Raw genomic sequence first — 22,163 nt, 5'->3', positions numbered from 1 at the left:
AAATATGAAAGGGGCCTTTTTGAGGCCCCTTTTACTGTTTACCCATTTACAATTTTCCCACCATTAACATGAAGAATTTGTCCAGACATATAAGAAGAATCCTGAGAAGCTAAAAAGACATAACTCGGTGCCAATTCAGCTGGCTGTCCTGGACGTGCCATTGGAGTATCTGCACCAAAGCTAGCCACCTCTTGGCTTGTAAACGTAGACGGAATTAACGGAGTCCAAATTGGCCCTGGTGCTACACCGTTTACACGAATACCACGACTCACTAATTGTTTAGATAAAGACCTAGTAAAGGTTACGATTGCCCCTTTTGTTGAGGAATAATCGAGAAGCTTTTCATTTCCATCGTATGCTGTAATCGAAGTGGTGTTTATAATCGAACTACCCTCTTGTAAGTGAGGAAGGGCTGCCTTAGTTAAATAAAAATAGGAATAAACATTGGTGCGAAACGTTTTTTCTAATTGCTCTGCCGTGATATCCTCTAAGCTAGTTTGAGGGTGTTGTTCAGCAGCGTTATTCACCACGACATCTATACTCCCAAATGTTTGAATGGTCTGGTTTACGATATCCTGACAAAATACTTCCTGTCCGGCATCACCAGCTATTAAAAGGCATTTAACTCCTTCTGCTTCTACCAATTGTTTGGTTACATTGGCATCCTCATGTTCATCTAAATAGACGATGACTACATTAGCGCCTTCCTTTGCGAAATAGATGGATACTGATTTTCCAATTCCACTATCTCCTCCTGTAATAATCGCCGTTTTACCCTTTAACTTTCCACTGCCTTTGTAAGTAGAATCCACAGAAACAGGAGCGGGATTCATTTCAGATTCAAGGCCAGGTTGACGATTTTGATGCTGAGGAGGCAATGTTTGTTTTGGTTGATTCTGATTATTATTACTCATACTAATCCCCCTATAAAAAAGTCTAACGGTTAGTATGCCAAAATAATTAGACTTCAAACAATAGGATTTTCATTTTCCTAGACGATCTAGCTTTATAAAATTCCTAGTAAATAAAAGGCTGTTTTCGTAATGATTGTTGCTATTTGATTTGCTTTTGTAAAAACATTGAGTTGATTGGAGCGGAAGGCACTCGACTCCTACGGGAGATAGAGGGAAGCGTGAGACCCCGCAGGCGAAGTCGAGGAGGCTCACGTCCCTCCCCGTGGAAAGCGAGTGCCTGTAGCGGAAATCAACGGACTCAATATAAATTCATTTTTTGTTAAAATAGCAACAAAGTATGAGAAAACAGCCAAAAAAAAAACAGAGTCCAATGACTCTGCTCTTAACGATAATTTAAAAATTGTACATCAACAGATAAGTCCGCTTGTTTGACTGCTGCAATAATGGCTTGCAGGTCATCACGACTTTTGGCAGTAACCCTGATCTGATCATCCTGGATTTGACTTTTTACTTTAAGACCAGAATTTTTAATAATGGTGTTAATCTTCTTGGCATTTTCTTTATCAATTCCTTGAACAAGTTTACCACGTTGGCGGATGGTTCCACCTGATGCCTTTTCAATTTTTCCATAGTCAATGTTTTTAGTGGGCACGCCTCTTTTAATTAGTTTACTTATAAGAACATCTTTTAACTGTTCTAATTTGTACTCGTCATCAGAAACAAGAACAAGCTCCTCTTTATCTAATGAAATATCACTCTTACTACCTTTAAAGTCATATCTAGTTTGGATTTCTTTCATTGCGATACTAATCGCATTTGTTACTTCTGGTAGTTCTACCTTTGAAACAATATCAAATGAGCTTTCCTTTGACATATGAATCCCCTCCGTATCTAATCATGTTCATATTGTACAAAATTTCCACCTTTTAAAACAACTATCAACCACTCAATTGATTAAAAAGTACTTTCCTTTCAAAATAGTGATATAATGGTTCGAAATGGAAACAATGATAACTATGACGATTTTAATTAAAGGTGGGTACATAAATGGCAATAAATCCAGGGAACATTCAAACTTTACTTGTAAATAGAGAAGTTGATTTTGGGTACTATGTTTTAGATACAGTGGATCAGGAGGAGGTCCTTCTTCCAAAAGGTGAGATAAACGGGAATATTGAGTTAGAAGATGAAATAGAGGTATTCGTTTACCATGACCATGAAGGAAGACCAATCGCAACCATGAAAACCCCGAAGGTGACAATGGATACATATGAGTGGGTTGAGGTAGTCGGTGTTCACGAAGGGTTAGGCGTATTTATTGATATTGGTTTATCAAAGGATATGCTAGTTTCAAGGGATGACTTACCTTTGTTTGAAGAGGTATGGCCTGATCTAGGAGATCAATTATACTGTAGCTTAAAGCTTGATCGCAATGGACGCTTATTTGGCAAGCTTGCGACAGATCCTGTCATTCAAGAGCTATCATCGTCTGCAGAAAGAAATGCATTTAATAAAAATGTTAAAGGAATTATTTATCGTACAGTAAAAGTAGGCTCTTATATCTTTACAGAAGAGAAGTATATTGGCTTTATTCATGACTCACAGAGGAAAGTAGAACCGCGTCTTGGACAAACCATTGAAGGAAGAATTATTGATGTTAAAGAAGACGGAACTGTTAATGTTTCGTTGTTGCCAAGAGCTCATGAGGGAATGGACCAGGATTCTAGAGTCATTTTAGAATACATGGAAGGCCGTGGTGGTGCGATGCCTTTCTGGGATAAGAGTAATAGTGATGATATACAAGAAAGATTTAATATGAGTAAAGGTGCGTTTAAGCGTGCTTTAGGGAAGCTTATGAAAGAAAATCAGGTGTACCAAGAGGAAGGCTGGACCTATTTTATGTCTAGAAAATAAACTATTTACGAGACTACTGATTACTGTCAGTAGTTTTTTTGTATGGAAAAACGTAGGTATTTGATTCATTTTTCCTACTATTTCAACTTTTCCAGAATACCTAAATAAAAGTCGAAATATGTCGATATACTCCTTGTGATAAAAAAAGGAGTGAAAATATGAGGAAATTATGGTTACCTCTATTGTTGATTTTAGTTCTTATTCTAACTGGTTGTACTTCTTCAAATCAACTAAACTCATCTGGGGAATTAAACCGTATAAAAATAGGTATTATGCTTTCTGATGTAGGTTTAGGCGATCAATCGTTTTCGGATTCTGCATTTAATGGGTTAACAAAAGCGAGGGATGATTTAAACATTCTATTTGATTACCGTGAGTTAAGTGATACGGAAACCTACGAAGCAGGGTTAACGGAGCTAGTGGAAGCTGGAAATGATGTTGTTGTTGGATTAGGATTTATGGTTCAAGAGGATCTAGAAATAGTAGCACAAAAGTATCCGGAACAAAAATTCATTTTAATTGATTCGGTTTCAGAGCTTCAGAATATTACCTCTATTACATTCAAAGAGGATGAGGGTAGTTATCTAGCAGGAGTTGCCGCTGCGTTAACAACTAAAACCAATAAGCTTGGATTTATAGGTGGAGCAGATGTTCCACTAATTAATAAGTTTGCTACTGGCTTTCTACAAGGTGCGAAATCTATCAATCCTGATATAGAGGTCATTATTGAGTATGCAAATGATTTTGGTAACGATAAACTAGGCGCAACCATGGCAAGCCAAATGATTACAGCCGGTGCAGATGTCTTATATGGAGCAGCTGGTTTCACGGGTGTAGGTGTTTTAAGAGAAGCACAAAATCAAAATGTATTTGCTATTGGTGTGGATAGTGATCAATATTTTTATGCGGAAAAAGCAGTCATTACATCTATGCTTAAAAATGTTGACGTAGCTCTCTATCAAGTCATTTCTGATTTTGTTGAGAATGAGGAGTTACCTACAGGACATGTTGAATTAGGTCTTAAGGAAAACGGAGTAGATTTGTCTCCAATAAGAGTTGTTCCATTTAATGATGAACAATTAAACATTATTGAATCTCAAAAAGAAGCCATTATTTCTGGTGTGACGAAAATCAATCAATAATTGAAGGGGGTGCAAATAATGAACTTAAAAAAGAAGCTAATGCTACAATCTATGGTTGGATTAATTTTAGCCATTGCCATGATAGGGTATATTCTGGTGAAAATGATTGAGATTGATAAATTAAACACAGACTTTGTGCCATTTTTATTATCTGTAGAAGAACTTGATGCACAAATGAAGATTACCAAACAAAGCTTAAATAATTTTTCCTTTAATATGACGGAGGGCAATAAGCTAGAAGCACTTAGCCAACTAACTGCTACCGAAGAAAGCTTTACTCAGGTAGAGAAGCTAAGTTCTATTCCGCATATGAATGAAGTGATTGCTACCTCTAAACTAAAGTTTGAAGAGTTAAAGGCTGAAGCTAAACAGGCGTTAGAAAATAATGAGGCATCAGAAGTAAAGAGACAATCAATCCGTACAGATGGGATAATTAATGATCTTCATTTATTAACCCTATATGCTGCAACTCACTATGAGGGAATCCAAGAAACATTAAGATCAAAGATTGGAACAGCTATTCTTGTAGCTGCTATTGGATCAATTGTGCTGATCGTAGCTTCTATCCTTGTAAGCTATCGACTTACTCTTTCTATTACAAAGCCACTTAAAGCACTTACTGAGAATGCAAGAAGAATTTCAAATGGTAATCTTGTAGTTGAGAAGGTTAATTATCAGAAGAACGATGAGATTGGTGAGTTAAATCAATCGTTTTCGCAAATGGTTGACCAGCTTAGAGGCCTGATTGGTTCAGTAGAAGATGTTAGTAAACGAGTTGAGCAGTTCTCTAGTGAAATAGAGGGTGAAAACAAAGGTCTTATTGAAATCAGTAATCAAGTAGCCATTTCTACAGAAGAACTTTCATCAGGTTCTCAGGCTATTTCAGAGGATCTTCAACATTCCGTTCATTTAGTAGAGCAGCTTGATCAAGAGTTTGAGAAAAACCTAGAGGCCTCTAAACAAACTGCTGCTTACGGATTAGAAACAGTCGAATCTATTGGATCAGGTAGAAAAGCAATAGAGGAACAGCGTATTCTTCTATCTACTAACATCTCATCTACCAATAAAATCGAGCAGGCCACCAAGGAGTTTACTGGATATGCTAGTAAAATCGAAGAAATGGCTACCTCAGTGTCGTCAATCGCTAGTCAGACCAACCTACTTGCCTTAAATGCTGCGATTGAGGCTGCAAGAGCAGGAGAGGCAGGCAAAGGATTTGCAGTAGTAGCAGATGAGGTTAGAAAGCTAGCTGAGGAATCAACAAGGGCGACCTCAGAAATATTTAGCATGGTGGATCATATTCAATCAGGGCTATCTGAAATTATTCAAGCTGTAAATCAAGGTGTAGACATAACGAAAAAACAAGAACAATCAATGACTGTAACGAATCAAGCATTTGAAGTGATTGATCAAAAGGTTCAAAGTATTTCATCCCATATCCAAGGAATTGTGGATGGCATGTCACATTCCAAGACAATAGGAAACCAAGTGCTAGAATCAGTTGAAAATATTAGCTCAGTTGTTGAACAGTCAGCAGCCGGAAGTGAACAGATTTCAGCTTCAACCACTGAACAGCTCCAAGCATTTGGAAAGCTTGCCTCAAAGGTTACAGCCATGAATGAGCTAACCAATGAACTAAAAGAAGTACTTTCACAATTTAAGTTGAATTAGTTGGAAATACATTTTTAATAGACACAATATTCAGCAGTAGCTTTAACATAAAAGAACACTTGGTCACAGATGAAACGTGATTCAAGTGTTTTTTTATTGGGTAAATATTGCTTGATTTCTATTTTTCTGTTTTATGAAGGCCAATTGTTCACTGTTCGTGGCTTGAGAAGTCCTTCATTAGCTCCATGAAGGACAAATGCTAACTGTTCGTGGCTTGAGAAGTCCTTCATTAGCATCATGAAGGCCAATTGTTCACTGTTTGTGGCTTGAGAAGTCCTTCATTAGCATCATGAAGGACAAATGCTTCCTGTTTGTGGCTTGAGAAGTCCTTCATCAGTATCATGAAGGCCAATTGCTCACTGTTTGTGGCTTGAGAAGTCCTTCATTAGCATCATGAAGGCCAATTGCTTCCTGTTTGTGGCTTGAGAAGTCCTTCATTAGCATCATGAAGGACAAATGTTCACTGTTCGTGGCTTGAGAAGTCCTTCATCAGTAACATGAAGGACAAATGCTCACTATTTTCGGCTTGAGAAGTCCTTCATTAGCATTATGAAGGACAAATGCTCCCTGTTTGTGGCTTGAGAAGTCCTTCATCAGCATCATGAAGGACAAAAGCTAACTGGTTCTAGCTCGAAATGTCCTTCATCAGCACCGTGAAGACCACTTCCAAACTATTCGTGGCTTGGTTTGCCCATCATCTACTTAAGAAGGTTCACCTTTTATTTTGTTTCTTCCTCAAGTGAACGATTTACAAATATTGCAGGCTTTTTTTGTACAAAGTAATAGAGGAAGGAGAGATGAAATGGGTATCTTTAAAGAATTTAAAGAATTTGCTGTAAAGGGTAATGTGATTGATTTAGCTGTAGGGGTCATTATTGGGGGTGCATTCAATAAAATTGTATCTTCACTGGTGAATGATGTTGTGATGCCACCCATCGGAATGTTGTTTGGGAAAGTGGATTTCACGAATTTATTCTTTACATTAGGGAAAGAAGAGTATAAGACGTTATCTGAGGCAAAGGAGGCCGGGGCTGCAACCATTAACTATGGTGTGTTTATAAACAATATTATTCAATTTATCATTACTGCCTTTATTATTTTTCTTGTGATTCGTCAAATCAATAGACTTAAGAGAAAAGAAGAGAAGGCTCCTGCTGCACCTTCCACTAAAGAATGTCCCTACTGTGTTACAGCTATTCCATTAAAGGCAGTAAAATGCCCACAATGTACAGCAGACTTACTCTCGGCCTCTACCTAGGTATACAAAAAGCTTGGCAAAATTGCCAAGCTCTTATAAATGATCGGTCTTCTTTGAGTATTGACGTTTACCCTTTTGACGATTTTCTTCTCGTTCTTCATTCTTTTGGGCACGGTGTGCATTATTATCAAAAGCCTTTTTATCGTTATCACTTGTGTTACGCATAAAGATGCTCCTCTCAAGATAAAGTACATCCTTAGCGTGACTCAAAATTCTTTACTTTATGTAAGGAATTTTAGAATCTTCAAACCTATTTATTCAACTCATTTGAAAAGTAGAGTGCAATGGTACCTGGACCTGAATGGGAGCCAATAGCAGATCCAATCTGGGTAATCATAAATGATTTGCAGCCTAATTGCTCCGAAATTTTCTCTTTTAATTCAAGAGCAGTTACCTCATCATCTCCATGGCTAATCCCAATTGTTTGATCCGTTAGATCTTGTCCACGCTCTATCATAACATCGATCATTCTTTGTAGAACCTTTTTACGTCCTCTGATTTTTTCGATAGGTATCAGCTTACCGGAATCCATATGGAGGAGGGGTTTGATATTTAATAAGCCACCAACGAACGCTGATGCTTTTGATACTCGACCACCTCTTGCTAAGTATTCGAGGTTATCAACAGTTACAATATGCTCCATATGCTCAGCGAAGAAAGTGGTTTGCTCCACTACTTCCTCGTAGGAATGTCCATTTTTAATGAGTTCTGCTGCCTTTACAACAACTAACCCCATCCCCAGAGAAGCACACTTCGTATCTAAGACGGTTATTTTAAAATCTGGATAATTTTCTTTAACCTGGTCTGCCATCATACTAGCCGTTTGATATGTACCTGACAACCCAGATGAGAAAGCTACATACAAAACTTCCGCTTTTTCTTCCGCTAATTTAGTAAAGGTTTCCTCAAACCGTGTTGGGGGGACCTGCGATGTTTTGGGAACACGCTCATTTCTCATAGCGTCATAAATTTTTGAAGAATGGATGGTCTCCATATCAAAATAATCTTCTCCGTCTAAATGTACGACTAATGGAAATAAGTGAACGTTTTCATTGTTCAGCCATTCATTAGTTAAATCACAACCACTATCTGTTAAAAGTTTAATCGACATTTCATCACCTCTATTTGCATTATATATGTAATCAGGGATTTTCACATTATTATTTTAAGATGTTTTCGTAAATTTGATGTGTCATAGAATTGAGATGTGCTTATAGGATTTGGCATTCCGGTAATCATCACCTAATGAGTAAGAGTTTCACTAAACTTGGTTTTAATAATACCTTTATTATGCGTTGATCAAACAAATTCCATGAAAAACTTTAAAAATCCCGTTTCAAAAGCTTTGAATAGGTAACATTAAGGCTATAGGGATAATAAGGGGGCTTTTCCATGATTTTAGGAGAGAGTAAAAAGATTATTATTGTGATAATTGGAGCCTTATTAAATGCAGTCGGATTAAATCTCTTCTTGATACCTGCACACGTATATGCGAGTGGGTTTACAGGGGTTTCACAGCTAATTGCAAGTCTTATTCAAGACTATACTCCATTTCATATCTCAACAGGTATACTTCTGTTTATTTTAAATATTCCAGTTACCATTTTAGGTTGGAAAAAGGTTGGGAAATCTTTTACTCTATATAGTTTTATTAGTGTTGCACTTACTACATTTTTTTTGGAACTCATTCCTGTTCACTCTGTATCAGGTGATATATTCCTCAATGCTGTATTCGGTGGTGTAATTGTGGCAGTCGGGGTAGGACTGACCTTAAAGTGGGGGGCTTCCACTGGAGGATTGGATATTATTGCAATGGTGTTATCAAGAATGAAGGATCGACCAGTTGGTACGTACATTTTTACCTTGAATTCAGTGATTATTGTGGCCGCAGGACTTTTATATGATTGGGAGCAGGCACTTTATACACTAGTAGCTTTGTATGTATCCACTCGAGTCATTGATGCAATTCATACAAGACATGAAAAACTAACAGCTATGATTATTACGAAAAAGAGTAATGAGCTAAAAGAGGCGATCCAAACAAAGCTAGTTAGAGGAATTACCATCATACCGGCAAAAGGTGCGTTTACGAATGAATCAAAAGAAATGATGATGATCGTAATAACTAGATATGAATTATATGACTTAGAGAGAACGATTAAAGAAGTGGATCAAAATGCTTTTACTAATATTGTTCAGTCAACTGGTGTGTTTGGCTTTTTCCGTAGGGACAGTTAGTAAGCGATTAAAAATTTTCCACGAAACTTTTATCGATTCATAACCTAACCGTTTACCTATTTTTTGTAACCTTTTAAACCAATAAACGACGATAATTATAAATAGTGGATTTAACAGGAGGAATTTTAATGAAAGGGATTATTTATATAGTAAGTTTGGTGATGATATTGACAGGTTGCGCTTCAACGAATCAAGAAACAACTGGAAGTTCAAATAACGAAGAGTCAACAGAAACAACCTCACCAACGATTGATTTAGCTGATTTTGAAGCAACTCTGGAAGTCAACTCGACTGAGGAAGAGGTTATGTTCACGATTCACCTTCAAAATAAATCCAATGAACCTACTGACCTAACTTTTTCATCAGGCCAGAAGTTTGAAATCGTGGTAAGAAATGCTGAGGGCAAAGAAGTGTACCGTTTTTCAAAAGGCAGAATGTTCACGATGGCATTAGAGACATTGAAGCTTGATGCAGGTGAGAAGCTTACCTTTGAAGACAAATGGGATTATCAAACAAATGGTGAGAAAGTACAGCCAGGAAATTATTCTGTAGTTGCTACAGTGATTCCAATCGAGGTAAATGGAGAGAAAACAGACGAAGGTGCATTTAAAGCTGAGGAGAGTTTTACGCTTGAAGAAATTGCTCAGTCACAATCTTCTAAAGAGGAAGATACTAGTGAAGCTGATAAGGATACGAAGAATAAAGAGAATGTTGCTTTTAGAAACATCGAAGCCACAGGTAGCAACGGAGAATACGTAATAAAGGGTGAGGCACGAGTTTTTGAAGCTGTATTTTTGTATGCAGTGGAGGATGGGCATAACCAGTTAATTCAGGAAACACCTTTTTTTGCAGACGAAGGAGCTCCATCTTGGTCAGAATTTGAGCTAAAGATTTCTATTCCAAAGGATCAGTTACCTACGAATGCTACATTAACTGCACATATTTACGAACGAAGTGCGAAGGATGATTCAATTGTAAATTCTTATTTTGTAACTTTAGAAAAGTTTTAAATAAGACTCTTTTCGAAAATTTGTTGCTATCGTGACATTTAGACTCGCTATACAAAATTAGCCTTAAAATAGAGCAAGGCCCTTGTCTAAATAGGTGCCTTGCTCTTTCTTGTAGGATGTTTATATTAAACTTTGTTAAACATAAGTGTTGATTTTCGTTACAGGACACTCGCTTTCCGCGGGGCGGTCGGTGAGCCTCCTCGGCTTTGCCTGCGGGGTCTCACCTGTACCGCTTCTCCCGCAGGAGTCTCGCGTCCTTCCACTTCAATCAACAGTGCAAAAATCTACATTGTTATTTAAAACAGCCTTATATTAAAAGGATACTCGAATCTTGTATGCCATAGCCAGGGTAAACCTTTAGCTTAAATCTTAAACTTTCTCACCAGACTTTGTAGATCTTCAGCCATTATAGATAGGGAATTTGCAGAGGATGAGATTTCCTCCATTGATGCAAGCTGCTCTTCTGCTGATGCTGCTACATTTTGGGCATTACCAGCTGATTGCTCACTAATATTAGCCACGTTTTCAATCAATTCCACCATATCTGTTGAACCAGCAGTAACCTCTTCGACAATTGCTGATACTTCCTGTGATTGTGATGAAATGTCCTCTATCATGTTTGTGATGTCTTTAAATGATAGTCCTGTTTGGTTGACCAATACAATTCCGTCGTTAACAGATGAAGTACCTTTTTCCATCGATTCGACAGCTTTAAATGTTTCAGATTGAATATCCCCAATTAAGCTTCCAATTTGTGCTGCAGCAAGTCCTGATTGTTCAGCAAGCTTTCTTACTTCATCTGCAACGACTGCAAATCCACGGCCATGTTCACCTGCTCTAGCTGCTTCAATAGCAGCATTTAATGCTAATAGATTTGTTTGGTTTGCTATTTGACCAATTAGATCTACGATTTGACCAATTTCTTTTGACTTTTCACCTAAAGAATTAATGATTTGAGAGGTGTCAGAAACTTGTTGCTGTACATTATTCATTTGCTGGATTGTACGGTTTACGACTTCATTACCTTCTGTGGACTTTTCAGTTGTCTCAACAGTAAGTTCTGCAACAGATTGAATAGACGCGGCAACTTGATTCATGCCTTTTGAGATTTCTAACACAATATCACTGGACTTCTTCACCGTTGACACCTGTTGATTAGATCCTTCAGATACCTCTTGAATAGCCGTAGAAATTTGTTCGGTAGCAGTACTTGTTTGCTCTGCGCTAGCCGTCAACTCTTCAGAAGAGGCTGCTACTTGTTCAGAGGTAGAACGAACCTGCTCAATGACGCTACGCAATTCATTCACCATTTTGTTCATCGTTCTTATAAGTGTACCGACTTCATCCTTAGAAGTGGTCACCATATCCTGTCCAGAGAAATCTCCGCTAGCAACAGTTTGCAAACGATCTACTACTTGTAGAATTGGCTTAACGATGATCTTTGCAACGACAAGTGCAATTCCAATTCCTGCTAATATAACAATAATAGATATAATAATATTAGAAGTTTCAGTTGCTTTTCCAGTACTTAATATATCTTTACCCATAGTTTGAACTGTTTGGCTTTCTTCATTAACTGCTTTTCCTAATAAATCCATGATCTCAACTGATTTTTCTCTGGCTGTCTTATTATTTTCAGTGGCAGCTTCTATGTCAGTCTCATAGACACCATAAACATTTTCAGTAATGAAATCTCCCCAAGCGATGCTTTTCTGAATGATTTCTTCTGCTAATGGACGCTCTGTTTCTGATAAGTATTCATCTAAACGTTCCTCTAGCTGCTTACTTTCCTCCGTATAAGCAAAGAACTTTTCCTTTAATTCTTGGTCACCGTATAATAAATATCCTCGTGTGACAGCAATACGCTCTGCCATATTGAATCGAAGAGTTTGATAAATGATTAACTCTTCTAGATCATCAGTAACTAATTCCTCAGCGAGATTGTTTGAATTACTTGTATTGATTACTGTAAAAACTGACATAAAGACGACTAATAAAAGAACAATACCAAATCCTAGTAATAATTTTGTACGTATAGATTTCATTTTTTAGGCTCCCCCACCTGAAGTATGTTCTAAAACATTTGAAAATCATCTTAAAATCGCTTAGGAATCTTATTCATTTGTCTTAGTTTTATTTTGTCAGTGTTGTTAGTTTTCGGGTATCACCGTGGATTCCTATTTTAAAAATTCTGAAGTAGTAATCTATTCCTATATGTTCATAAAATCATTATACTTAGAAGGGTTAAATCCAAAATAAGGAAAATAAAATTGAAATACCAAATGTTAATTGACATAAACATATAATATTAAGCAAGGAGTGAATGAATTGACTATAAAGGGAGTTAACCATCTTTTATTTTCAGTATCTGACCTAAAGAAGTCGATACTTTTTTATGAGGAGGTACTGGAGGCTAAATTAGTGGCAAAGGGTAGAACGACTGCTTATTTTGATTTAAATGGTTTATGGATTGCACTTAATCTCGAACAGGATATTCCCCGTAATGAGATAAGTGAATCTTATACCCATATTGCTTTTACAGTGGAAGATAAGGACTTTGAAGAACTGGTTCAAAGGCTAGAAAGACTGAATGTAAACATCTTAGAAGGACGAAAAAGAGATGAAAAAGACAAAAAATCGATCTATTTTACTGATCCTGATGGTCACAAGTTAGAATTCCATACCGGAACTTTACAGGACAGATTAAAATATTACAGAGAGGAAAAACATCATATCAATTTTTTTGAGTAGGAAAGACCGAAATTGTATGTATGAATTCTTGCTTTACTCCACATATTAAGTACTGATATTCCTTGTAATATCAGCTTTGTTTTAGAAATTCCTATCCTAACGATGAGGTGAGTACGCATGAGTTATAAAGATCATTTAGATCCACATTCTCAACTGTTTCACCATAATTGGACAAGACCGAAGCACGCTAGCTCTCAGGTTAATGGACACACAATGCGATCACAGTCTATTATCAGAGCTTTAAGTAATGCAAAGGCACACAGGATGTTTTAAGGTATTTCTAAAAAAAAGAAAGAAGACATTTTGTCTTCTTTCTTAATATATGACAACTGTCTGGTCAAAAACCTCACAGCCTAATGCTTTATCTTTAAAGTACTGAATATCTCTTGCGTGTTTATCAATGATGGCTACATAAAATAAATCCTCTCCATGATTCCTAGTCCAGCAATCTGCGACAATGTACTGCTCATCTAAATAGTGAACATATACGTTCATTACCCCTGGCAAATGCTGAAAATAAGTATGCTCTAGTCTAAATATTTCCTTCTTCATCGGAGAATAAAAGTAATCCTCATCAGTTGAAACAAAATAAACAGTATCGTTAAAAATGCGAATTGAATGATAGGAGAATCCACTAGGTAGAGGATAGCTTTTTTTCAGAAAGCTATCTTTAGATAGTTCAACTAGTTCTTCCTTTTTTGAAGGGAAGTTCTTTCTAATATAATAAATAAAATCTTCATTTTCTGCGATTACTCGTACAAATCCATTTTGATTAATTTCTTCAATAATGGTAGGTGATATTGGGAAATCCGCTTTTATATTTTTTATATACTGCTTTAAAGGAAGTACGCCGATAAATTCATTTGTTTTTTGGAGTTCTTGATATTTAGCCTGATCCTCTTTTTCCCAAGTTTCTGAATAGTAGGGATTAAGCAGTAGGTAGGCCTCTCCTTGGTGATTAAAAATGGTTGGAGTAGATATAGAATCCTGTAAGCTGTTGTCATGAATCACATACTGCTTTTCTTTTTTCGCATCAAACAAATAGTAAGTAACTTCATCTTCATAATCATTTGGATCCATCTTCCTAACAAGATACATTACCTCGGTTTCAGTCATAAAAATACCCTCTAACTCAGCATCATAAGAAAAATGAACCGAACCAATTTCGGATAGTTCCTTACTAATTAAATGAAAGCGATAAAAGGTATAAAATACCTGATTCGTCGACATGATTCTAACGGCATAATTTAAGTACGGAAATTCGTATGGAAATTCAATAGCATCCTTCACTGAGTGGATGGCTTTAGAACGTTGTCCCTTTTTTTCAAAGACCGTAAAATCAGCAATTGGAAATATGGTTGTTGTTTTTGACAAATAGAATAAGGATGTATCAATTAAATCTATAGGATAATAATGCTCATTGGATTTATTTTTCAAAGAAATAACTTTCATTAATGTAGCTTCTCCCCGGTAGTTCAGATAATTTAAATAGTAACAGAACTAAATGTATATGAAAAGAGGGACCTACGGAACTCATCCGTAGGACCCCAGATTATTATGATTGGATCTGATCTAACTCATTCTGAAGCTCTCTTAATTGTTCTTGTTCAGCTACAGTAGAATTAGCATAGGCTGAAGAAAGTGCATTTTTTGCCACATCGATTGCCTGATTTACATCAACCGAGTTGTTGCTTCCATTGGAGGCTTGCTTTGCAATTGCTACGGATTCACGAGCTTTTTGAAAGAGCTGGTTAGCCATACTTTATACGCCTCCATATGAGCTTTTTTCTACATTTTCAAGCTTTTTTTCTTCAGCTTCTGCTAATGTTGAATGGTACGGGAATTTTTCATCATGCTTGGTTATAAAATCTTTACCTTTTTGTACAAAGCGTTTTGATTTACTGCTTCGACCCATGAGTGATTCCCCCTTAAAGAATATAACGCTTAACGAAGCGTCATGATATAGCTTGTGAAGGAAAGGGAAAACCTATTCCAGAGATAATTTAGCAGTATAGTTATTGTTTTGATAAGCCTAAAACTTCTTCAAGATAAACAGCAATGCCATCTTCTTCATTCGTTTTTGTCACATGTGTGGATATATTTCGAAGCTGATCAATAGCATTTCCCATAGCAATTCCGTGGCCCGCATATTCGATCATCTCAAGGTCATTATCCTCATCGCCAAAGGCTATAATTCTGTCTGTTGGCACCTGATAATGCTCTGCAATTCGCTTTAATCCGACTGCTTTATTTAATCCATATTTGACAATTTCAATTACATGCCAAGGCGCACCCCACCTACGATGATCGATTACCTCAGCATGAACATCCGATAAGTGCTTTCTTATTTCAGAAACTTTATTTTCATCAGCATGAATGAGAATTGAAGTAGGATCGTTTAAAAGTGTTTCACGTAAATTCCCTGTAGATACATTCGTACTTCCACCGCTAAATAGGTCAATAAAATGTGAATCATGATAATGAAAGTAAACATCATCCATGACCTCTGCTAAAATATTTTTAATCGTAAAATTTTCACTTGCCTCTACAATTTGCTGAGCTGTTTTAATATCAATAGGTGAGTGGTAAGTCCTCCAGGATGAAGAGGTAGGGTGGTGGACAAACGCTCCATTAAAGTTAACAATAGGGCTGGAAAGACCAAGTTCTTTATAGTACCCATGGCTTGAACGAAAAGGTCTACCAGTGGCAATAACCACATGGTGCCCTTGCTTCATTGCATTTTGTAGGGCGAGCTTTGTACGGGTTGAGATTACTTTTTCATCAGTTAATAGCGTTCCATCTAAATCAACAGCAATTAAATGTGGTTTAATCATACGTTTCTCCTCGTATATGTACTTTTTAACATATCTCCTCAAGCCTTTGCTTTATGAAGTATAATAGCAATGGATAGAGAAATATTGGTTTTATGGTAAGCTAATTTCAGTTTACCGTTTTTTAAAATCGATTGTCCACTTTTCGAAAATATTTAAGTAGGTGTCTAATATAAATGAATAATCACTTTACCATTACAGAAGTCGCTTCTATTATCCTTGTTACATTGATTGGGATTGCTTCGTCCATATTTTTGGATTTGTTATTACTAGTAGGTTTTACGCCAGGATTTCTATTTTTAGTATTCATTTGTTTGAGAAAAGGAATCACTTTTAGTGAATTGAGAGGCTATGCTTTTCGTGGTTTTATGAAAACAAAGGAAGTCATGCTGATTCTATTATTAGTGGGCTTACTACTCCCAGCTTGGCAGGCTGCTGGGACAATTGATGGTATGGTTCAGTTGATTCTTTCAATTATTAATCCAGATTATTTTTTTATTTCTGCATTTATTAGTACGCTATTTGTTTCCATGATTCTTGGAACTAGTGTAGGATCCTTGAGTGCAATAGGAATTCCAATTATTGGTGCAGCCATGTCATTGGGATTATCCATTGAAGTAACTGCTGGTGCTTTAGTATCTGGTGCATTTGTTGGAGACCGTACCTCTCCATTTTCTAGCGCCAATCAGCTGTTGTCGAATACGCTTGAGATTGACAGGAAGCTCTTTCAAAGAACACTTTGGAGAACGGGGTGTATTGGAATTGGTTTATCTCTCTTGTTTTTTGTTGTGACAGATCTTACAACAACTCCGGAAAAAACATCTGTCATAATGAAAGGTTTTGAGGGAAATATGTTAGTAATGCTACCCATCCTTTTACTATTATTGTTTGCATTATTTAGAGTGAATATTAAGACTTGTTTTTTGCTAAGTACAATTGTAGCTGTAATCCTAATCATGTTTCTTCATAAAACTCCTCTTGAATTGGAGTTATTTTGGAGTGGTACTGAATCATCTGGCGGAGGTCTTAAGAAGATGCTACCCTTAGTAGCCTTTATTGGTTTAGCTGGTGCTTTTAATGGGATTGTTGAGGCCTTAGGAATATTTCAGTCTATCCTGATGAGGTGGCTCAGTTCAAAGGACACATTAATAGCTAAGACTTGGAAAACCATGTTTGCTACAATATTTATTTCACTATTGGCTTGTAACCAGACCCTTCCGATTATCCTAACAGGTAGAACATTTTTACCAGCTTGGTCAGATTCCAATCAAAAGGAACAGCTAGCAAGGGTAATGGCGGATTCATCCATGCTGTTTGCTGGGATGATTCCTTGGAGTGTATTAGCAATTATGTGTAGTGCAATCGTGAGAGTCCCTTTAGTTGATTATCTTATATATGCGATTTTTTTATGGTGTTTACCAATTGTAACTTTTATCGTTTCTTATCATATGTCTAAAAGAAATGATAAATTATTAAAAGCAGAAGTAGTCGAGCAGATGACTTAAAACCTTAGAAGTTGTGGGGTATACTTATGTTAGAAAGAATTTGAAAGGGGCTGAAAAGATGGATCAAGCAATGGAAGAAAGTATCTATGGCGCATTAGAAACCGTAAATGATCCAGAGTTAAACGTTGATATTGTTAATTTGGGGCTAGTATACGGTGTCGATTTAGATGAAAATGGGGTAGCTACAGTTACGATGACACTCACTTCAATGGGGTGTCCACTGGCAGGTACAATTGCCGATGAAGTAAAAAGAGCATTATCAGACTTACCAGAAGTGAAAGAAACAGAAGTAAGTATTGTTTGGAGTCCTCCTTGGACAAAGGATAAAATGTCTCGTTATGCAAAGATTGCTTTAGGTGTAGCTGATTAACAATGAAAGAAAAGGCTGACGAATTTTAACATTTGTCAGCTTTTTCATTTCTCTGAAAGTTGTGATAAAGTACAGTGTTGATTTTTAGCAGAGTTGATTGAAGTGGAAGGACGCGAGACTCCTGCGGGAGAAGCGTGGTGAAGGAGACCCCGCAGGCGATAACGCCGAGGAGGCTCCCGAACCCGCCCGCGGAAAGCGAGTGTCCTGGAACGGAAATCAACAACAAACATTAACAGAGCCCTCTGAAAAGGTAAGGAAATAACAAGTAGTTAAAAAACATATAACCCGATTCGGAATTTTTTTCTTTGCTTATACATATACAATCATAATAACTAAATTAAAGAATGAAAATCAGTATGTACCAATATTTGATCATCAATAAGTGAGAGCTTTATGAAAAAAAACAATTGAAGAGGGTACAATATATCGTGCAACCAATAAAAAAAGGAGGGTGCATAATGGGACAAAGTCGTGAATTTATGCCAGGAAAGAAAGCTCCTAATAATGGTGTGTATGTGGAGATTGGTGAAACAGGGAGTATGGTTATGAATCCTAAACAGATTCGTTTAAAAGCAGGAGATACTTTTCCTGAAACAAGTAACCACAATCGAAAATGGAGCTATAAGCGAAAGCCTTAAGAAAAAAGCCATCTCTTTATCGAGGTGGCTTTACATATATAATGGGCTCTTTTCTAAAACATTGATGCTATTTTAAAAGAAAAATTAATTTATACTGGGTCCGATGATTTCCACTGCATGCACTCGCTTTCCGCGGGGAGGAATCTGAGCCTCCTCGGCTACGCCTGGAGGGTCTCAGCCTTTCCTCTACTTCCGGAGAAAAAGCTCTTTCCTTTTTCCTCGCAGGAGTCGAGTGCCTTCCGCTCCAATCATCTCAGTGTTTTAACAAAGTTTACCAAAAGCAACAATCTATACGAAACAGATTATATATAAAAAGAATAGTCAGGGGGCGTGTTACCATGAATTCTAATCAGTTAACAGAGCGACTTCGTGAAGGATTATTAGGAGCACAGAAGCTAGCAACCAGACTTTCTCACCCAGAAGTAGATCAGTTACATATTCTCTACATTCTTTCTAATCAAAACGAAGGGATTTTTCCTTCAATTTGTAAAAAAGTAGACATTGATCGGAAAGATTTTATAAACCAAATTGATCATTTATTGCAAAAAAAACCAATTGTTAATGGTATAGGAGTAGAAAATGGTAAGGTGTATATATCAAGCCTACTTCAAAAAGCCTTTCTTAAAGCAGAGGAGTATTGTCATTCTTATAAGGATGAGTATATTTCAGTAGAGCATTTGTTACTGGCTTTTGCGGAGGAAGACAAAAGAAGTGATGTGTATCTATTATATAAGAAGTTTCATTTAACAAAAGAAAGGTTGTTAAAAGTTATTCAAGAAATAAGAGGTGACCAAAGAGTGACAAGTACGAATCCAGAAGCGACGTATGAAGTACTTGAGAAATATGGAAGAGATTTAGTGGAAGAAGTAAAACAGGGTAAAATTGACCCGGTTATTGGAAGAGACGAAGAAATAAGAAGAGTGATTCGGATTTTATCAAGAAAAACTAAAAACAATCCTGTATTGATCGGTGAGCCAGGAGTTGGGAAAACGGCAATTGTTGAAGGCCTGGCAAGTCGGATCTTGCGAAAGGATGTACCAGAAGGATTAAAGGACAAGAAGTTATTCTCCCTTGATATAAGTTCTTTAATAGCAGGTGCTAAATTTAGAGGAGAATTTGAGGAGCGTCTTAAAGCTGTACTTAATGAAATAAAGAAGAGTGAGGGGAAAATTCTCTTATTTATTGATGAACTACACACCATTGTAGGGGCAGGTAAAACAGACGGCGCACTAGATGCTGGTAATATGCTCAAGCCCATGCTAGCTAGAGGAGAGTTACATTGTATTGGGGCTACAACTCTAGATGAATACCGTAAGTATGTGGAAAAGGATCCTGCATTAGAACGAAGATTTCAACAGGTTCTAGTTTCTGAGCCTTCAGTGGAGGACACCATTTCTATATTAAGAGGCCTAAAAGAGCGGTTTGAAGTGCATCATGGGGTCCATATCCATGATAAAGCCATTGTTGCTTCTGCTGTCCTGTCCAACCGATTTATTACAGAACGCTTTTTGCCTGACAAAGCCATCGATTTAATAGATGAGGCATGTGCAACGATTCGAACTGAAATTGATTCGATGCCAAGCGAGCTCGATGAAGTGATGAGGCGAATCATGAAGCTAGAGATAGAAGAAGCTGCCATAGGTAATGAGTATGATGAAGGTACGTTAGAAAGGCTCTCAGATTTACAAAGAGAGCTAGAAGTTCTTAAAGTGAGAGCCAGTAAAATGCGGGAGCAATGGCAAAGTGAAAAAGAAGCTATACAAGGAGCTCAATCACTTAGAGAATCTTTAGAAAAGGCAAAGCGGGACTTAGAAGCTGCTGAGGGAGAGTATGATTTAAATCGTGCAGCAGAATTAAGACATGGACGTATCCCTCAATTAGAAAAGGAAATAAGAGTAGCAGAGGAAAGAACACTGAAAGCTAACGACCACAATCGTCTGTTAAAGGAAGAGGTCACGGAAGAAGAAATTAGTGAAATCGTCTCTAGATGGACGGGGATTCCTCTTGCAAAGCTAGTCGAAAGTGAAAAAGAAAAATTACTTCATTTAGAGAGCCATCTGCATGAACGAGTGGTTGGACAAGATGAAGCAGTTAGCTTAGTAGCTGATGCAGTTTTACGTGCGAGGGCAGGGATTAAAGATCCAAATAAGCCCATCGGCTCGTTTCTATTTTTAGGACCTACCGGTGTTGGAAAAACAGAATTAGCAAAGTCTATAGCACAGTCCCTATTCGACAGTGAAGAACATATGATTAGAATTGACATGTCTGAGTATATGGAAAAGCATGCCGTTTCTCGTTTAATTGGAGCGCCACCAGGTTATGTGGGATATGAAGAAGGTGGGCAGCTAACGGAAGCAGTTCGTCGAAATCCCTATTCTGTGATTTTATTTGATGAAATTGAAAAAGCCCACCCAGAGGTATTTCACCTTTTATTACAGGCACTAGATGATGGAAGAATTACTGATTCTCAGGGTAAAACCGTTGATTTTAAAAACACCATTATGATTATGACTTCTAATATTGGCTCTCAATACCTGCTTAACGAAAACAGTAATGGAGAACAAGCACGAGAGCAAGTTTTCACAAAACTCAAAGACTATTTTCGCCCAGAATTCTTAAACCGTTTGGATGAAATTATTTTATTCAAGCCCTTAACAAAGAATGAAATAGGAAATATTGTTGAAAGAATGATTATTGATTTAGCAAGTCGTTTGAAGGATAGACGTATTGATCTACTTTTAACAAGAGATGCCAAACAATTCATTGTGGACGAAGGCTATGATGTTACCTACGGAGCACGCCCTTTAAAAAGATTTATTCAAAAGCATATTGAAACCATGCTTGCAAGGAAACTTATTGCTGGTGACCTGAAGGATTCCTCACTAGTAACAATTGATTATGCTGACAACCATATTATCTTAAAATGAGAAAAACACCTCTGATTTGGAGGTGTTTTCTGTTTAGGTTGTTATGGATTATTTTAATGTCCTGAGCTAGTAAAGTAAGAAACGACAAACATGGTAATGGAAAAGAGACCACATACGGTTAGGATACCAAAAATAATCCCTTGTTTTTTAAGATTGAAATATAAGTAGTAAATTAAAAAGGCTAAACTGGTAAGAATTAATCCAAATAAAAGTCCCGAGCTATTATATTGAAAGCCTTTCCCATTTAGGATTTCAATTATAATCCAAATCCCCCATGAAAGAAAAGATCCCATTAAAATATAAAAGCAAACCTTCTTCGTTAATGTCATATCACCCTCACCTTTCAAAAGTTTCTTATATATAGTATAAACCAAAATAAACAAAACCCTTCAAGTTTATGCCTGAAGGGTTAGACAATTAATGATGATTTTGAGTTTTGTCATTAGGTACTAGAGCATCACCTAAAACGAAAATTAGGATAGAGAAGACTACTGCAATAATCGAACCTTGTACAAAGTCATATGTACCGCCTTGCATAGAGTTCACTACATAAAGCACCATTTGAATTAATAAGAAAGACCAGAAGAATGTCCACAAGTAACGCATAAATTCACCTCTATTTCTTAACACATATTGTTTTACACATATAACCTTATTGTACCACAAGCAAACCATAAAAATAAGAAAGAATAATACGATTAAATAGTAACATAAATATACGTATAGAAGTCATAATAAATTTATGAACTTTTTTTGAATAAGGAGGGGCTCACATGTCTGACATTCTGTTAGAACAGGACGAGTCAAACTTAACAACAATGGGAAAACAAAGATTAGCGGATTTAATGAATGAATTAAACCGTAAGTACAGAGAAGAAGAAAGCGTGTCATAGCGAATCAGTATATCGCATTAAAATTATTTTTCTATGTAGAAAAGAATATAAAAAATTAGGCAATCCCCCTTTCAAGTAGGAGGTCGTTTACATACATTATT

General features: G+C 36.8%; 23 protein-coding genes and 1 pseudogene. 12 read left to right on the top strand and 12 right to left on the bottom strand.

All coding sequences use genetic code 11. The annotated features are described in order from the left end of the window. Positions 1 to 38: 38 nt before the first annotated feature. Positions 39 to 914, bottom strand: a complete 876-nt coding sequence (locus M1D60_RS16375) for an SDR family oxidoreductase (RefSeq protein WP_456275904.1) — start codon at positions 912 to 914, stop codon at positions 39 to 41. 382 nt (positions 915 to 1,296) lie between these two features. Beyond that, positions 1,297 to 1,788 (bottom strand): YajQ family cyclic di-GMP-binding protein, encoded by a 492-nt coding sequence (locus tag M1D60_RS16370; protein WP_456275903.1) that lies wholly within the window; start codon positions 1,786 to 1,788, stop codon positions 1,297 to 1,299. 173 nt (positions 1,789 to 1,961) lie between these two features. Between M1D60_RS16370 and M1D60_RS16365 the strand changes: the two genes are divergently transcribed. The 4 genes from M1D60_RS16365 (at position 1,962) to mscL (ending at position 6,899) form a co-directional block, all read left to right on the top strand. Then, positions 1,962 to 2,828 (top strand): CvfB family protein, encoded by an 867-nt coding sequence (locus M1D60_RS16365; RefSeq protein WP_456275902.1) that lies wholly within the window; start codon positions 1,962 to 1,964, stop codon positions 2,826 to 2,828. A 158-nt stretch (positions 2,829 to 2,986) separates the two neighbouring features. Further along, complete coding sequence (locus M1D60_RS16360; protein ID WP_456275901.1) at positions 2,987 to 3,970, top strand: BMP family lipoprotein; 984 nt, start codon at positions 2,987 to 2,989, stop codon at positions 3,968 to 3,970. A gap of 18 nt (positions 3,971 to 3,988) precedes the next feature. Then, positions 3,989 to 5,641: a methyl-accepting chemotaxis protein gene (locus tag M1D60_RS16355; RefSeq protein WP_456275900.1), complete on the top strand. Its 1,653-nt coding sequence runs from the start codon at positions 3,989 to 3,991 to the stop codon at positions 5,639 to 5,641. A gap of 808 nt (positions 5,642 to 6,449) precedes the next feature. Beyond that, positions 6,450 to 6,899, top strand: a complete 450-nt coding sequence (mscL, locus tag M1D60_RS16350; protein ID WP_456279468.1) for a large conductance mechanosensitive channel protein MscL — start codon at positions 6,450 to 6,452, stop codon at positions 6,897 to 6,899. A gap of 33 nt (positions 6,900 to 6,932) precedes the next feature. On the opposite strand, the gene M1D60_RS16345 is transcribed toward mscL, so the two are convergent. Next, entirely contained in the window at positions 6,933 to 7,064 is a 132-nt protein-coding gene (locus M1D60_RS16345; protein WP_456275899.1) for a DUF3941 domain-containing protein, read from the bottom strand. A gap of 85 nt (positions 7,065 to 7,149) precedes the next feature. Continuing rightward, positions 7,150 to 8,010, bottom strand: a complete 861-nt coding sequence (locus tag M1D60_RS16340; protein WP_456275898.1) for a DegV family protein — start codon at positions 8,008 to 8,010, stop codon at positions 7,150 to 7,152. A gap of 281 nt (positions 8,011 to 8,291) precedes the next feature. On the opposite strand from M1D60_RS16340, the gene M1D60_RS16335 reads away from it, so the two are divergent. Further along, positions 8,292 to 9,137, top strand: coding sequence for a YitT family protein (locus M1D60_RS16335; RefSeq protein ID WP_456275897.1), 846 nt, complete (start codon positions 8,292 to 8,294; stop codon positions 9,135 to 9,137). 128 nt (positions 9,138 to 9,265) lie between these two features. Next, positions 9,266 to 10,147 (top strand): BsuPI-related putative proteinase inhibitor, encoded by an 882-nt coding sequence (locus M1D60_RS16330; RefSeq protein ID WP_456275896.1) that lies wholly within the window; start codon positions 9,266 to 9,268, stop codon positions 10,145 to 10,147. A 362-nt stretch (positions 10,148 to 10,509) separates the two neighbouring features. On the opposite strand, the gene M1D60_RS16325 is transcribed toward M1D60_RS16330, so the two are convergent. Next, positions 10,510 to 11,457 (bottom strand): methyl-accepting chemotaxis protein, encoded by a 948-nt coding sequence (locus M1D60_RS16325; RefSeq protein WP_456279467.1) that lies wholly within the window; start codon positions 11,455 to 11,457, stop codon positions 10,510 to 10,512. A gap of 42 nt (positions 11,458 to 11,499) precedes the next feature. Then, positions 11,500 to 11,694: pseudogene (locus M1D60_RS16320) on the bottom strand (methyl-accepting chemotaxis protein); the annotation flags it as partial. A 781-nt stretch (positions 11,695 to 12,475) separates the two neighbouring features. Here M1D60_RS16320 and fosB point away from each other — a divergent pair. Beyond that, the gene (gene fosB, locus M1D60_RS16315; protein WP_456275895.1) at positions 12,476 to 12,898 is read left to right on the top strand and encodes a metallothiol transferase FosB; all 423 of its coding nucleotides are present in this window, start codon (positions 12,476 to 12,478) and stop codon (positions 12,896 to 12,898) included. A 117-nt stretch (positions 12,899 to 13,015) separates the two neighbouring features. After that, positions 13,016 to 13,171, top strand: coding sequence for a YpzG family protein (locus M1D60_RS16310; protein WP_163177445.1), 156 nt, complete (start codon positions 13,016 to 13,018; stop codon positions 13,169 to 13,171). Positions 13,172 to 13,213: 42 nt separating this feature from the next. Here the strand turns inward: M1D60_RS16310 and M1D60_RS16305 are convergent, their stop codons facing one another. The 4 genes from M1D60_RS16305 to M1D60_RS16290 all read right to left on the bottom strand — a co-directional run bounded on the left by M1D60_RS16305 (position 13,214) and on the right by M1D60_RS16290 (position 15,732). Beyond that, complete coding sequence (locus M1D60_RS16305) at positions 13,214 to 14,350, bottom strand: hypothetical protein (RefSeq protein ID WP_456275894.1); 1,137 nt, start codon at positions 14,348 to 14,350, stop codon at positions 13,214 to 13,216. Between the two features lie 103 nt (positions 14,351 to 14,453). Next, the gene (locus M1D60_RS16300; protein ID WP_456275893.1) at positions 14,454 to 14,657 is read right to left on the bottom strand and encodes a DUF3813 domain-containing protein; all 204 of its coding nucleotides are present in this window, start codon (positions 14,655 to 14,657) and stop codon (positions 14,454 to 14,456) included. A 3-nt stretch (positions 14,658 to 14,660) separates the two neighbouring features. Further along, positions 14,661 to 14,813: a hypothetical protein gene (locus M1D60_RS16295; RefSeq protein ID WP_456275892.1), complete on the bottom strand. Its 153-nt coding sequence runs from the start codon at positions 14,811 to 14,813 to the stop codon at positions 14,661 to 14,663. A gap of 100 nt (positions 14,814 to 14,913) precedes the next feature. Then, positions 14,914 to 15,732: a Cof-type HAD-IIB family hydrolase gene (locus M1D60_RS16290; RefSeq protein WP_456275891.1), complete on the bottom strand. Its 819-nt coding sequence runs from the start codon at positions 15,730 to 15,732 to the stop codon at positions 14,914 to 14,916. A 173-nt stretch (positions 15,733 to 15,905) separates the two neighbouring features. Here M1D60_RS16290 and M1D60_RS16285 point away from each other — a divergent pair, with 173 nt between their 5' ends. From M1D60_RS16285 to clpB, 4 genes are all read left to right on the top strand, one after another. After that, complete coding sequence (locus M1D60_RS16285) at positions 15,906 to 17,234, top strand: Na+/H+ antiporter NhaC family protein (RefSeq protein WP_456275890.1); 1,329 nt, start codon at positions 15,906 to 15,908, stop codon at positions 17,232 to 17,234. Positions 17,235 to 17,292: 58 nt separating this feature from the next. Further along, positions 17,293 to 17,604 (top strand): metal-sulfur cluster assembly factor, encoded by a 312-nt coding sequence (locus M1D60_RS16280; protein WP_456275889.1) that lies wholly within the window; start codon positions 17,293 to 17,295, stop codon positions 17,602 to 17,604. 458 nt (positions 17,605 to 18,062) lie between these two features. After that, positions 18,063 to 18,242, top strand: a complete 180-nt coding sequence (locus M1D60_RS16275) for a YjzC family protein (protein ID WP_456275888.1) — start codon at positions 18,063 to 18,065, stop codon at positions 18,240 to 18,242. A gap of 338 nt (positions 18,243 to 18,580) precedes the next feature. Continuing rightward, positions 18,581 to 21,169 (top strand): ATP-dependent chaperone ClpB, encoded by a 2,589-nt coding sequence (gene clpB, locus M1D60_RS16270; RefSeq protein ID WP_456275887.1) that lies wholly within the window; start codon positions 18,581 to 18,583, stop codon positions 21,167 to 21,169. Positions 21,170 to 21,222: 53 nt separating this feature from the next. Here the strand turns inward: clpB and M1D60_RS16265 are convergent, their stop codons facing one another. Both M1D60_RS16265 and M1D60_RS16260 read right to left on the bottom strand, forming a co-directional pair. Beyond that, positions 21,223 to 21,498, bottom strand: coding sequence for a hypothetical protein (locus M1D60_RS16265; protein ID WP_456275886.1), 276 nt, complete (start codon positions 21,496 to 21,498; stop codon positions 21,223 to 21,225). Between the two features lie 88 nt (positions 21,499 to 21,586). Beyond that, positions 21,587 to 21,775 (bottom strand): YjzD family protein, encoded by a 189-nt coding sequence (locus tag M1D60_RS16260; RefSeq protein WP_456275885.1) that lies wholly within the window; start codon positions 21,773 to 21,775, stop codon positions 21,587 to 21,589. Positions 21,776 to 22,163 lie beyond the last annotated feature (388 nt).

This window comes from Bacillus sp. AK128 (genome assembly GCF_053903075.1).
Note: the sequence above shows the minus strand (reverse complement) of the source record. Positions and strands in the feature narration are given on the sequence as shown.